This window comes from Pantoea sp. IMH (assembly GCF_000599885.1).
Lineage (GTDB): Bacteria > Pseudomonadota > Gammaproteobacteria > Enterobacterales > Enterobacteriaceae > Erwinia.
In genome coordinates, this window is record NZ_JFGT01000005.1 from 861,554 (window position 1) to 875,346 (window position 13,793).

A 13,793-nucleotide genomic window follows, 5' to 3' on the forward strand; every position below is an offset into this window, starting at 1 on the left:
GAAAGGAGACAGAGATGAAAACTTTGGGACTGATTGGCGGCATGAGCTGGGCATCCACCGTGCCATATTATCAATTGATTAATCAGGGCATCAGCCAGCAATTAGGTGGGCTACACTCGGCAAAGCTGGTGCTCTGGAGCGTAGATTTTCACGAGATTGAGGCCTGCCAGTCATCTGGCGACTGGGAAAAAGCGGGACAGCTGCTGGCTGACGCCGCGCTGGCGTTAAAGCGGGCTGGCGCGGAGGGCATTCTTCTCTGTACCAATACCATGCATAAGGTCGCCGATCCGATCGTTGAGCAGAGCGGTCTGCCGTTTCTGCATATTGCTGACGGCACCGCAAAGGCGATCCTGGAACAAAAAATGTCTCGCGTGGCGCTGCTGGGCACGCGTTATACCATGGAACAGGACTTTTATCGCGGCAGGCTGGCAAAGCAATTTGGTATTGAAACCCTGGTGCCGGAGGAGGCAAATCGTAATGAAATTAACCGCATTATTTTTGAGGAGCTATGTCAGGGAAAATTCACCGCCGGGGCAAAAGCCTGCTACCAGAATATCATTGAAGGTCTGGTTGCACAGGGAGCTGAAGGGGTGATTTTTGGCTGCACGGAAATTGGCTTGCTGCTGAATAAGGAAGATTGCCCGGTTCCGGTCTTTGATACCACAGCGATTCATGCCTCAATGGCCGTTACGTTTATGCTGGAGTAATACCAGGAGTCGGCCAGCGTACATCAGCAGGCCGGCCTGTATCGTCTGGTTATGCCAATTCACCAGTTTTATAAAAGGTAACTGGTATGTTATACGTGGTTTAGTATAGTAAAAAAGGCGCACGGTATTAAAGTAATAAAATAGATTTTTAAATGTTTTATATATTTATAATGAAATTTAATCTCCTGGATAGATGACTGATTATCAATAGAGTAATGAGTTAGGGAGGGTAAATGTAATCGCTGCATTATTTATTATTGGTACCTGCAGTTATACTTTCTCATTTTAGTGCTCCGGCCTTCTGTTTTTGGTATGTTTGTTATTTTATTGTTAGCGTTGGCGGGGGCTTTCGGTTAAATCTTACAGCCTATTTTAGGCAGAGCGACGGATGCTCCGCATAACGCCTGAAAAGTTAGTGTCAAATAGGAATGGGGTGGCGCTTATTTGTTATGTTTGTTTTTTTAGATAGTTAAAATTCAGCGCTTTCACTCCGGTTTAGTTCAGTGTCCACTTAAGAAATCCTTTATCCCACAGGAAGAGGGGGTGGCTACCCAATGATAAACGTAACCTAAACAACAAGGTAGGTGTGCTTATCTGGTTATGAATGTTAAAAGTAAGGATATCGTATATTTATGTTGAAAAAAATCCATGTGATATATAGGATTGCCGTTTGAGATGATTCAAAATGTCCACATAATCAGTATTTCAATAATAAAAAGCATTTGAAGGGACTCTTTAAATGAATAAGGAACTATTTATTCTTAGTAATAATCAGATGTTGCTCGGTGGCGCCCAGCGACTCGCTGATCATATGATGTTAGGGAAAAATGCTACTGTAACAGTAAAGCGTGTTACCCTCATGGAGCTTATGAAAATTGATGCTAACTATAAATTCCACAAAAGATATAGCATCGCTATCGTACCTGATCATATTTATGAGGCCTTACATATTTTTTCTGGCCTGGAAAATATTAAGCTGATTCCCAGCAATATTAGCCTGTTGACTTTTTCAACATTACTTAGCGAATTGATGGTTTCTGCTTCCTTAACCCGATTGAAGAAAAAAAAGAAGAGTCTTTTTCTTACGGCAAAGGAAAGAAGGTACTGTTACCTGGTATTCAAAGGTGTATCTAATAAAAAAATCGCCTGTAACTTTCAGTGTACAGAGAAAAATATCAGTTATTTAAAGCGTAAAATTATGATGAAATGGAATTGTAAAAATAACGTGGAGTTTTTTAAACTTATTAATTATTTTTATTGTGGGGATTTGGACGGTAATGGTTCGCATGATTTTTTCTGACTGAGCTAAAGGGTTTTTTAGCCTGAATATTATTTCCAGAGTCGGTTGAATTCATGACGTTTATCATGATGAAAAATGACGGTGGCATCATGAGATCTAAAGTAAAAGACTTCTTTACAGTTGAAGTCTACCACTGTTAGCAAACTGGTTATCGATAAATTAACCTTTCTTATTTAGCGCTGTTTATAATTAATAAAATACTATTTTCTTTTGCCCGAGAAGTGCGCTTTTAGCAAAAAAGCGCACTTCGCTTGTATTATCAATGGGCCGAATGGAAAAAACTCAGTGCCGCATGCCAGACAGCATCGCAATTATCTCTCATTATTACACCAAAAAAAAACGCTATTTGCGTTTAATTAACAATGCATTTTTTCACACGCAATCTGAACGTAAAAGAGGCTTTTAACGAAAGATGCCTTGCACATCTTTAGAAGATAATAACCCTGAGTACAGGTTTAGTTGACATTTCGGCCTTTGTAGCATCCTCATGCTCAACGGGTTTACACATTGAGGCGATGATGATCTAAAATCATTCCTGATTGGTATTAAGTCAGCTTTGAACCACAGAAAATTCCGCAGTGTCAGCCTTGATTAGAAATGATGTAGAGTTCTTTTCTGATAATATCCTGCTATGCCTGAGTAGGGTGACCAGACTCCTCATCTGTCAAAATATTCCCCATATACTCAAGTCATGGGCAGCACTCTTTCTGAGCAATCAAATCAGGCATAATTACCCTATATAAGATAAACCCGTCATCCATTTTTAACATTCATCCTGTGGGATGCATCATTATGATGCACTGCATTTCATTAATTTTTGGGGAAAATATACTGTCTGAACTGATTGTTTTTTGAGCATCGCTTTCATTTTTACCTACTATAGGTTTTAAAGAAGGGGGGGTATCTCATGCTGAGTATTTTTTATTGCTTAATGAATGATTTGTTAAAATTATACAAAAAGTCAAAGTAAGGAATTATTATGGGTGTATTTTTGTCATGTTTAATGTTCTTTTTTCAGCGTTTTTAAAATATGCGGTTTCCTGTTGCTTTTCTGAATTAAGATAATTCACCATAAAACGTGAAGTAGCAAAAAAAAGGACACTTTTCAGGGCGAAAAGTCTGAAACGGCCTGATGAGGTTACTTAAATGGTTTTTTTGTAAGTTATTGTGTGGGTTGTGTTTTTTGATTTGTTTTTTTAATGCGACTTGTTTTGCTGGCTGGCATGTTTTTTATTTGGATTAATCCTATGTATTCCCGCATTCCCTTTATTTCTGTGTGTATGTATAAATAGCGCCGTGGAAAGTTGGGTAAGGAAGTTCATTTCCTGTCATATAACCAGCCACAAGATAAACAAACTGGCACCACTCGAATGCATGGAACAGTTTCGTTTATTCAATGAAACGTAATTAATCTACTTTAAGGATGATGTGAAATGAAAAAGCTTCAGTTAGCTATGGCTCTGGGTATGGTTCTGGCAAGCGGCAGCGTGTTTGCAGCAGATCAGGGTCACGGTACTGTTAAATTCACAGGAGAAATTATCGAAGCACCTTGCTCTATTACTGCTGATACCGTTGAGCAGACTATTGACCTCGGTCAGGTTGCCAGCTCAACATTAAAAGGTGGCAACAAATCTGCGCCAAGAACTTTCAGCATCAAGCTGCAGGACTGTGATGTGACTGGTCTGACTGATAAAACAGTTACTGCGACTTTTACTGGTAAAGTAGCGAGTTTCGATACAACTTCTTCCCTGCTGGCTCTGAGTGGTTCTGCGGCAGGTGCAGGTATCGCAATCACCGATAACAACGATGCTGTGATTAAACTGGGCACGCCTAGCACTGCTTATAACTTTACTGCCGACTCTACTGAAGCTGAGCTGCTGTATGCTGCTTACCTGCAGGGCGCAACCGATAACACCGCTAACCCAATCGTACCTGGTGAATTCACCAGCGTAGCCAACTTTACCCTGGCTTACGAATAATAATCTTATTGTAATAAACAGGCGTATTAACGCCTGTTTATTTCTAAAAAGCCAGCGAGTTTTAAAAAACAGAAAGCACCGGGTGTCGATTAATATGAGAATAGTTATTATCTCTATAATTCCCCTGGCTGTGCTGAGCCAGGTTGCGTTCGCCAGTGCTGCCGGACAAGGACATGGTAAAGTCCGTGTACAAGGCTCAATAATAGAAACCCCTTGTGCTATTGCGGCTGAAAGTCGCGATCAAAGTATCGATCTATCGACCATTCCATTAAGTACTTTAAGTAGTGAGGGAATGGGTCCAGCGAAACCATTCACCATCAAACTCCTTGGCTGCTCCCCGGAATCTTCTCTGAAAAGAAGTGCCGATTGGTCGAAGTTTTCAATCACGTTCGACGGTGCAAGTGCCCAGGAGAATCTGTTTAGCGTAACGGGAGAGGCCAGTGGCTTTGGCATTCAGCTAACGGACAGCGCAGGCAACATTGCGGTGCCAGGCAAAGCAATGCCTCAATATGCCATTACGCCAGACAGCATGAGCCTGAATTATAATTTACGATTAATGGCGAATCAGCAAAGGATGCGGGCTGGGGATTACCAGAGTACCATTCGTTTCAAAATGGATTATTACTGATGAATGGAAAACAGACAGCTTCAGGGGTGCCTGCCTTCAGGTGCAAGTTACGGCCATTAGTTATCAGTATATTATTTGCCTTAACGGGTAATTTTTATGCTGAAGCGGCAGGAAATGTTAACGGTCAGGAAATTCAGTTTAATACAGATGTATTAGACGTGAAGGATCGTGAAAATATAGACTTAAGCCATTTTGCGCGCGCTGGTTATATCATGCCAGGAAAATACCATATGATGCTGCGCGTAAATCATCATGAATTCGGCGAGCTGGATGTGGTTTTCCAGGTGCCTGCAGACGATCCTCAAGGCAGCGAACCTTGTATTACGCCTGAAATTGCAGAACAGATCGGTTTGAAAGAAGGGATGAAGGGCCAGTTAACCTGGTTAAATAACGGTGCCTGTTTAAATCTTGCTTCTCTCCCTGGCGCTAAGGCAACAGGAAATCTGACCGATAACGCACTGGATATATCTATTCCTCAGGCCTATATCGAATATATCTCTGATAACTGGGATCCGCCGTCACGTTGGGATGAAGGGATTCCGGGTGTGGTGCTGGATTACAATATTAATGCGCGTAATAGCCGTCGTTCGGATGATGGTAGAAGCGAGCAGGACGTTAGCGGTAACGGTGTCGTCGGAATGAATGTCGGGCCATGGCGCCTTCGTGGTGACTGGCAGGGTAACTATAATCACGTGACGGGCTTACAGCAGCCTTCGCAGCACCGGCTGCGTATGAGCCGGTACTATATGTATCGCGCTATCGGTGCCCTGCGTGCGAAACTGACCCTGGGTGAGAACTATCTCTACTCTGATATTTTCGATAGTTTTCGTTTTACCGGCGCGAGCCTGGTCTCGGATGACAGTATGTTGCCGCCAAATCTCCGGGGTTATGCGCCGGAAGTGAGTGGCGTAGCGAAAACAGACGCTAAAGTGACTGTTTCTCAACAGGGACGAGTCATTTATGAAACGCAGGTACCAGCCGGTCCCTTTCGAATACAGGAGCTAAGTTCTGCTGTATCGGGGACGCTGGATGTTCAGATCAAAGAGCAGGATGGTAGCGTACGCACTTTTCAGGTGAATACGGCTAATATTCCTTATCTGACAAGGCCTGGGTTGGTGCGTTATAAATTAGCATTAGGTAAGCCAACCGACTATTTACGCAACAGTCGCGGTCCAGGTTTTGCCAGCAGCGAGTTTTCCTGGGGGATAAATAACGGCTGGTCACTGTATGGTGGGGCGATCGCGGGGGGCGACTATAACGCGCTTTCTGCCGGTGTCGGTCGGGATCTTTTGGCGCTGGGCGCACTCTCAGTTGACGTTACTCAGTCCCGGGCGCATCTGCCTGTGCAGGGGAGCCAGACCGGTGAGTCTTATCGCCTGAGCTATTCAAAGCGGTTTGAAGAAATCAGCAGTCAGGTTACGTTTGCCGGCTACCGTTTTTCGGAACGTAACTATCTGAGCATGTCCCAGTACCTTGAGTTACGGTATATGGGAAATCATACCGGGCAGGGCAAAGAGCTTTATACGATTACCTTTAACAAACAGTTCGAAGATTTAGGATTAAGCGGCTATCTGAATTATAGCCATCAGACTTACTGGGACCAGCCAGAGAATGATAACTATACGCTTTCGGTTGCAAAGTACTTTGACTTTATGCGGCTTAAGAATGTTAGCCTCAATCTGACGGCGTATCGTTCAGTCTATAATGATACAAATGATGATGGCGCTTATATAACGCTGAGCGTGCCATGGGGGAATAGTGGTTCGATTAGCTATGACAGCCAGTATTATAATAGTAGCTCGTCACATTCAGTAAGCTTATATAATCGCATTGATAAAAACAGTAACTATCAGCTCAGTGCGGGCGTAGGGTCGAATGGTAATGGCAACGTTAGCGGTTATTATACGCATGATGGCGATTTAACCAGCGTAACAGCCAATGCTGGCTATGACAGTAACCAATATAGCTCCATTGGTATGTCATTACAGGGCGGAATGACGGCTACAGGTAAAGGCATGGCTTTACACCGTATTAGCACGCTGGGCGGAACACGCATGATGGTGGATACCGGTGGTGTGGGTGGCGTACCTCTGGTCGGAAATGGTGGCGTCAGCAACAGTAACATGTTTGGTAAAGCCGTTATCAGCGATCTTAATAGTTATTATCGCAGCAGCGTGCGTGTCGACCTGGATAAACTCGGAAATGATGTTGATGCTCCGCGCTCTGTTGTACAGAGTTCCCTGACTGAAGGCGCTATTGGTTATCGTAAGATGGGAATCGTTGCGGGCAAAAAAGCGATGGCGGTAATTAAACTAGCTGATGGTTCAACACCGCCTTTTGGCGCCACAATAAAAAATAAAAACGACTATCAGACGGGTATAGTTAATGATGATGGTAGCGTATGGTTAACGGGGATTAATGCCGGCGAAGTCATGAACGTGACATGGGGCGATAAAGAGCAATGTCGCGTGAATCTACCGGAGATTTTACCACCATTAACAAGCGCACTATTACTTCCTTGCGTAAAGGCTAACGTTAATTAATAACACGATTATTAAGAGAGAATTATAATGAAGATGAAAAATTTGTCCGGTTTACTGGCAGGGCTGCTGTTTGGCAGCCTCTTCCTGCCGCAGGCAGCATTTGCTGCTATCGCATTAGACCGTACGCGCGTTATTTTTGATGGTGGTAATAACTCACTAAGCTTAAATATAAGCAATAAAAACAAAGAGCTACCTTATCTTGCTCAGGGATGGATTGAGGATGCCAGCGGTAAAAAAATTGAGTCGCCGCTCATCGTATTACCCCCTTTGCAGCGAATGGAGCCTTCGGCCAAAAGTCAGGTCAAGATCCAGGCTTTGCCAGCGATTAATTTGAATGCTCAGGATAAGGAAACGCTTTACTACTTTAATCTGCGTGAAATCCCGCCGAAGAGTAATAAGGCGAATACATTACAAATTGCTTTGCAAACCAGAGTTAAAATGTTCTACCGACCTCATGCGTTGGTGAAAAATGCGGCGGAGATGATTAACACCTGGAAAGAAGACATTACACTCACGCGTGAGGGGGGGAAGTACCGCGTTAACAATAAATCACCTTATTATTTCACCATTGTTACCGTTGAATCTGCGGGTAAAGATGTTTCTGAAATAAAACCAGTAATGATTGCACCACGTAGCAGCGAGGTTCTGTCGGCCAGCGCTGATAGAATTGGTAACGCGCCTAAAATCACCTTTATCAATGACTATGGCGGGCGTCCAAAATTAACCTTCCATTGTGCAGGTACCAATTGCAGCGTTGCGGAATATAAAGAAGGCTAGCGCTAAAAGAAACGGTTTACAGTGAGTAAATATAAGCCATTAGGGAGGGCATATGGATAGCGAAGCTTCTTCTCCGGGAAAGCGTCCAGGTCAGATGAGTCGTCACGTAAGTGTAAGGCGTACAGCCGGTCTGCTTTTAGCATGTATTATCTCTGCATTACCTGCTGCGCAGGCAAAGGATTTTAGTCAGGTCGAGGGTGAAACAGGGGTGCTTCATATTAGCGGAACATTGACGCAGGGAGCGTGCCGCTTAGAAATGCAAAGCGCCTGGCAACAAATTGAACTGGGTTCCATTGTTACCGGCGACCTGACTTCAGTTGGTCAGCAGGGGACGGCGATACCTTTTCAGTTGATTCTCACTGATTGCCTGACGGATGGCGGCCTTCAGCGCGATGCGTTGACTAACAGCGCCGTTTGGGATAGCAAACAGCCGGTTGCATCCGTCTCTTTTGTGGCGCCTGCTGATGATGAAACGCCCGAACTGGTCAAAGTGGATGGCGCTGAAGGACTCGGCCTGCGGCTTCTCGACAGCCGTATGCGGGATGTACGCCTGGGTAACCAAAGTGAACCGCTATTGGTGGCACCCTATCATGACGTACTTACCTGGTATGTGGTACCTGAGCGGACGTCTGCGCCACTGGTTGCCGGTGCTTTTAAAACGACCGTTAGCTTTCGCCTGAATTATGACTAAGGTCTGGGATATGCTCATGCGACAGATTATAAAGCCGCTGCTGAAGTGCCGCTGTGTACGCTTATTTTTAAACGGGTGTGTGGCCGTGTTTGCGTTAATAGCCGCTGCACCTGGTTATGCGCTGGATCCGGTAGCGATAAATATTAGCGGGACTGTTACCGCCAGTGCGTCATGCCAGTTCAACGATGAAACAATAAATCTTGAATTTGGTAATGTGTATATTAATAAGATTACCGGTAATTTCTATAAACTTCCAGTTCCTTATTTCTTAAACTGTGAAGGTGATGCTGATGGAAAGAATATCCGCATGCGATGGGTGGGCACGGCCTCTTCATTTGACGAAACATTAATCGCTACCGATGTGACTGGTCTGGGAATAAAATTCCTCAAAGATAGCAGTAACGTTAGTGCTAATGCCTGGTTTGATATTGATGTAGATTCGCCGCCTTCATTGAATGTTGTGTTAATCAAAGAAGCCGGCGCCTTTCTGAGGAATGGGCAAGAGTTTAATGCATCCGCAACCCTAGAAGTGGCCTATTTATAAGGAATGATGAGGATGGATATCAGGCGTAAATACCTTCGTGGTATAAATATACCAGGCGCTCTATTACTGCTATTAATAGTTAATTTCGGAGCCAGTGCAGATCAGACTGGCGATACGCTTAACGTGAAAATTCACGGTACGCTCAGACGTATGCCCTGCGTGATAAATAATGACAAGGCCATAGTAATTGACTTTGGTAACGTAGGCGTGAATAAAGTTAACGGAGATAATTATAAACAATCAATTGATTATCTGCTTGAGTGTAAAGATCCTGATGCAACGGCAAATTTGAATATGACGTTAAGAGGTGTGCAGTCGTCATATAACACTGGTGCGATTAATACCAATGTGCCAGGTCTCGGCATTGAAATTTTACAGAATGGTTCCCCGGTCACAATAAACAAGGCTTTTGTTATTGATTATAACAATCCCCCCAGGCTGGAGGCGGTGCCTGTATCTTCTGGCGTACCACTTACTGAAGGGGCTTTCAATGCGACAGCAACCTTAATGGCGGAGTATGAATAATGGTTCAGGACACAGTAAAAATTTTTACCCGCCGTTTCGCTAACATCAGTCTGCTTTTTGCTGGCGCTTTGAGCATGCTGATACAAAATCACGCGATGGCTGTTACGGATAATCTGCAGTTTTCCGGCAATCTGGTGGCCGATCCCTGCGTACTTGATCCAGAAACTGAAAATATCGAACTCGATTTTGGCACCATTATTGATAAGTACCTTTACATCAATAAACGCGTACACAGTCAGCCTTTTACGGTGCGCTTACTGGAATGTAATTTAACGTTAGGCAATACAGTTTCTCTTACCTTCAGCGGCACGGCGGACAATGAATTAACCGATATGCTGGCGGTAACGGGCGCGGCCAGCGGCATCGCTATCGGACTGGAAACTACGGATGGCACAGCGTTACCCTTCAATCAGGCCACCCCAATGATGGCGCTGACTGCCGGGACAACGGATCTCGTTTTTAACGGTTATGTTCAGGGTAAGCCGACGGCTATTCAGAACCGTTCAATAGTCCGGGGTGCGTTTAATGCAACGGCGAATTTTACCCTTACCTATGAATAAGCCCGACTGATAGTTCTGCGAGTCTCTTTTCGGCTGTGACGCCGACTGATTGAATTACAGGGCAGTAATGAGCGTATGGCTCAGCTGAGCTATGCGGGAGAAAATAATGAAGACATTAATGAAGTTCGCCAGCTTGATCCTGACGAAGAGCGTTTTAGCGGGTTTTGTTATCTTAGTGGGGTCAGTTGACTGTAGTGCCTATGATTTTACCGTAACTTGCTATGGTGATAATGGTAAGTGCGGATCAAATATAAACTTTACTTTAACTAAAATATCCAATGCTCATGATGGGGTGCCAATAGGTTTGCCTCTCTCTGCAGTTGTTAATGGTGGTGCATTTCAAATATATTTGGCTCAATGTACTTCTGATACTAGTTGTACCAAAATGCCTGGGCCTGTTTATTCGCAATCACTCGGCACTCTCTATAGTGGGAATACCCCAGATTGGGGGGCTTTCGGTAAGCGGTTTCTTTCAGGAAATAATAATCTTAATGGTATGTTTGTTAAAACCACTAGTGCGGATCGTGGAGAATACTGGGAGCGGAGCAATCTTTGTCTAAGCCTCACCCTGGTTAATTCAACAACTAGCTGGTATATATGGGGTATAAATTATACTTATCCGATGGGAACTGTTATGTGTACCGTGCCTGTTAACCGGGCTCCGGCAGATACCTGTAGCGTTTCAACACCCAGTATCGATATCGCTTTTGGCCAGATTGAGCGTTCTACGATCGGCACTTCCACGCCTACCAAAAAGGACGTGACTAAAAACCTTTCGCTGAGCTGCACCGGTACCAGTACGCATAACTTTTCGCTGAAGCTGAATATGACGCCGACCTCCTGGTCCAACTCACAAATCGCGACCAGCAACAGGGCGCTAGGGGTGAGCATCAGCAAAGACGGCACCCTACTGAGTAACGGTACAGGGTTCGATATGAGTGTGTTAGGTTCTGGAACGGCAACACTATCGTTTAGCTTGCTTAAAAATCCGACGGTGGCCAGCAGCGATATCGCCACCGGTGATTTTACCGCCTCTGCAACGTTGATTGTGACGGAACAATAAGAGTGGCGGTTCTGAAAAGGGCATAACACTCTGGCATCATGTCAGACTGCCGCCAAACTCCTGGGAGGAAGCAGGGTTGGCAGGAAAATGTCCCGCGCCATGGCAGGCGCGGGACCCGCTATCAGCGAGAAGGTTTTTGCGACCTTACTGGGTTTTAATCTCTTCCTTTAACCAGCTCTCAAAACGCGCATAGGGAATATAAAGACCGACGTTTTTATAGAGCAGCTTACCGCTCGCATTATCGTTAATACGATCGCTGTAGCCGACGATAACCCCAGCCAGCGTATCATCGGCAGCGTTATATACCGCACCGCCAGACATGCCTTTGACCACGCCAGCATCTGTCGCGACCACCACGCAACTCAGCTTGTTCCAGCTATTTTTAAGTCCCGTGTTCACCAGGCTGGTGCCGGCTGACGACACCGGCAGCGCAGAAATAAAGCTGTAGCCGTAGAGCGTGATAGCGTCGCCAATGTGACCATTGCGAAAGCGGGGCGGCGTGATGCCGCTGTTTTTATGGTAAACCACCGCAAGATCGCATTCAGGATGGTAGGACTTCACCCGATAGAGCGAGTATTTCGCCACATGCGCGGCGGTCAGACTGTATTCGGGCGTCAGCGGAATAGTGGTGCCGAGCGTGCCGAGGCCCAGAATGGTGGGAATGCCGGTCACGGTCATATCCACCCGTTTCTCTGCCTCGCGGCTGTACTCATACTTCCCCACCGAACAGCCGCAAAGCAGCAGCGCCAGCAGGCAAACAGCGTGTCGCATTCTCTCTCTCCGGCAAAGAATCAGATCTCTTCCCACTGCTGCGTTCGCCGCATTTACTTACCTTAGCATTTTAGCCGACACTGATCGGCTGCAGGCATGCGGGTTTTCTGTACTGTCCATTTTTAGCATCTCAGCCCGTTCTATCGGCTTAATTTTGCGAAACTTTATTCCTGAATGCCTTGATCAAAGGTAGACCGTCGCAGATACACGCCACGCTTTTTATCACCCCCGAGCCTGGCAAGTTAAAAACACAGCAAGGATCGGGAAATGACACCGGCAGGCAAAGTGCAGAGAAAAGTCTGTTTAAGACAGGCAAAAGGTGAAGTTTTCAGCAGTGAAAAGGCGTAACTCCTCTTTTATCGACATTATTGTGCTCTGCGCAAAAGTCTCTTGCGCGGGCCTGCTGTCCGGCGGCGCCAGCCTGTGCTTTAATTGGAACTGTGACGTAGATCAATATTTCAAGCCGATCGGCGATTTTCATTTTACCCTTACTGAACTGCTGCTCCTGTGAAGGAGCCATTACTGGAGAGTGTGTTATGCCTGTTTCTCTGCTGGCGCTGGCGCTGAGTGCCTTTGCTATCGGCACAACGGAGTTTGTGATTATGGGACTGCTGCCGGAAGTCGCCGCCGATTTACAGGTGTCGATCCCCTCCGCAGGCTGGCTGATCAGCGGCTATGCCCTTGGCGTGGCGATTGGCGCGCCGATTATGGCGCTACTGACAGCGAAGTTGCCGCGCAAGCGGACGCTGATCCTGCTGATGTCCATTTTCATTGTGGGTAACGTGCTTTGCGCTGAGGCGGCCAGTTATGACCTGCTGATGCTGGCGCGTATTGTTACCGCGCTTTGCCATGGTGCATTCTTTGGCATCGGCGCCGTGGTGGCGTCAAGCCTGGTGGCGCCGGGCAAGCAGGCTTCCGCGGTGGCGCTGATGTTTGTGGGACTGACGCTGGCTAACGTGCTCGGCGTACCGCTGGGTACCTGGTTCGGTCAGCTCTTTGGCTGGCGCGCCACCTTCTGGGGCGTGGCGGCTATTGGCGTGCTGGCCTTTGTGGCGCTGATCGCCAGCCTGCCGAACAACCGTGAAGAGAAACCGGTGCATCTTGCCAGTGAGATTGGCGCGCTGGCCAACGGCAGGCTCTGGCTGTCGCTGCTGATGACGGTCTTTTTTGCCGCCGCGATGTTTGCACTGTTCAGCTACATTGCGCCGCTGCTGCTTGAGGTGACCGGCATCAGTAATAAAGGGGTGAGCTGGACGCTGTTCCTGATTGGTGCCGGCCTGACCGTTGGCAATATTCTGGGCGGCAAACTGGCAGACTGGAAGGTGTCGTTCAGCCTGATCCTGAGTTTCTCGCTGATTGCCCTGTTTTCGCTGGCGTTCAGCTGGACCAGTCAGGCTATCTGGCTGGCTGAGATCACGCTTTTCCTCTGGGCGATGGCCACCTTTGCCACCGTGCCGGGACTGCAAATTAACGTGGTGCGCCACGGTAAGGACGCACCAAATCTCGTCTCAACGCTGAATATCTCCGCCTTTAACGTCGGCAACGCCTTTGGTGCCTGGGCTGGCGGCGCCGTGATTGGCGGCGGCTATGGCCTGACGGCGGTGCCGGTTGCCGCCGCGCTGCTGGCCGCTGTGGGGCTGCTGATCTGTCTGATTACCTTCCGGGGACAGCGCGGACAATCGCGGACCGTCACGGCCGGTTAAGG

Annotated in this window: 13 protein-coding genes; 12 read left to right on the forward strand and 1 reads right to left on the reverse strand. The window is 46.6% G+C overall.

The window, feature by feature from the left end:
* Positions 1 to 14 precede the first annotated feature (14 nt).
* From EA20_RS0112325 to EA20_RS20580, 11 genes are all read left to right on the forward strand, one after another.
* Positions 15 to 707 (forward strand): amino acid racemase, encoded by a 693-nt coding sequence (locus tag EA20_RS0112325; protein ID WP_024967119.1) that lies wholly within the window; start codon positions 15 to 17, stop codon positions 705 to 707.
* 739 nt (positions 708 to 1,446) lie between these two features.
* Complete coding sequence (locus EA20_RS0112330; RefSeq protein WP_024967120.1) at positions 1,447 to 2,007, forward strand: LuxR C-terminal-related transcriptional regulator; 561 nt, start codon at positions 1,447 to 1,449, stop codon at positions 2,005 to 2,007.
* Between the two features lie 1,433 nt (positions 2,008 to 3,440).
* Positions 3,441 to 3,986, forward strand: coding sequence for a fimbrial protein (locus EA20_RS0112335; protein WP_024967121.1), 546 nt, complete (start codon positions 3,441 to 3,443; stop codon positions 3,984 to 3,986).
* 82 nt (positions 3,987 to 4,068) lie between these two features.
* Positions 4,069 to 4,614: a fimbrial protein gene (locus EA20_RS0112340; RefSeq protein ID WP_024967122.1), complete on the forward strand. Its 546-nt coding sequence runs from the start codon at positions 4,069 to 4,071 to the stop codon at positions 4,612 to 4,614.
* Positions 4,614 to 7,157: an outer membrane usher protein gene (locus EA20_RS0112345; RefSeq protein ID WP_051516355.1), complete on the forward strand. Its 2,544-nt coding sequence runs from the start codon at positions 4,614 to 4,616 to the stop codon at positions 7,155 to 7,157. The genes EA20_RS0112340 and EA20_RS0112345 overlap by 1 nt, the downstream gene beginning before the upstream one ends.
* 27 nt (positions 7,158 to 7,184) lie before the next feature.
* Positions 7,185 to 7,934, forward strand: coding sequence for a fimbria/pilus periplasmic chaperone (locus tag EA20_RS0112350; RefSeq protein ID WP_024967124.1), 750 nt, complete (start codon positions 7,185 to 7,187; stop codon positions 7,932 to 7,934).
* A 52-nt stretch (positions 7,935 to 7,986) separates the two neighbouring features.
* Complete coding sequence (locus tag EA20_RS0112355; protein ID WP_024967125.1) at positions 7,987 to 8,625, forward strand: fimbrial protein; 639 nt, start codon at positions 7,987 to 7,989, stop codon at positions 8,623 to 8,625.
* 16 nt (positions 8,626 to 8,641) lie between these two features.
* The gene (locus EA20_RS0112360; protein WP_024967126.1) at positions 8,642 to 9,169 is read left to right on the forward strand and encodes a fimbrial protein; all 528 of its coding nucleotides are present in this window, start codon (positions 8,642 to 8,644) and stop codon (positions 9,167 to 9,169) included.
* Positions 9,170 to 9,181: 12 nt separating this feature from the next.
* Positions 9,182 to 9,694 (forward strand): fimbrial protein, encoded by a 513-nt coding sequence (locus EA20_RS0112365; RefSeq protein ID WP_024967127.1) that lies wholly within the window; start codon positions 9,182 to 9,184, stop codon positions 9,692 to 9,694.
* A gap of 74 nt (positions 9,695 to 9,768) precedes the next feature.
* A complete protein-coding gene (locus EA20_RS0112370; protein ID WP_051516373.1) occupies positions 9,769 to 10,254 on the forward strand; it encodes a fimbrial protein in 486 nt (161 codons plus the stop codon).
* Positions 10,255 to 10,360: 106 nt separating this feature from the next.
* The gene (locus tag EA20_RS20580) at positions 10,361 to 11,317 is read left to right on the forward strand and encodes a fimbrial protein (protein WP_161635082.1); all 957 of its coding nucleotides are present in this window, start codon (positions 10,361 to 10,363) and stop codon (positions 11,315 to 11,317) included.
* Positions 11,318 to 11,461: 144 nt separating this feature from the next.
* Here EA20_RS20580 and EA20_RS0112385 read toward each other — a convergent pair whose 3' ends face one another.
* Positions 11,462 to 12,088 (reverse strand): trypsin-like peptidase domain-containing protein, encoded by a 627-nt coding sequence (locus EA20_RS0112385; RefSeq protein WP_024967131.1) that lies wholly within the window; start codon positions 12,086 to 12,088, stop codon positions 11,462 to 11,464.
* Positions 12,089 to 12,624: 536 nt separating this feature from the next.
* Between EA20_RS0112385 and EA20_RS0112395 the strand changes: the two genes are divergently transcribed.
* Positions 12,625 to 13,791 carry an MFS transporter gene (locus tag EA20_RS0112395; protein ID WP_024967133.1) on the forward strand — a complete coding sequence of 389 codons (1,167 nt, stop codon included), beginning with the start codon at positions 12,625 to 12,627 and terminating at the stop codon, positions 13,789 to 13,791.
* Positions 13,792 to 13,793 lie beyond the last annotated feature (2 nt).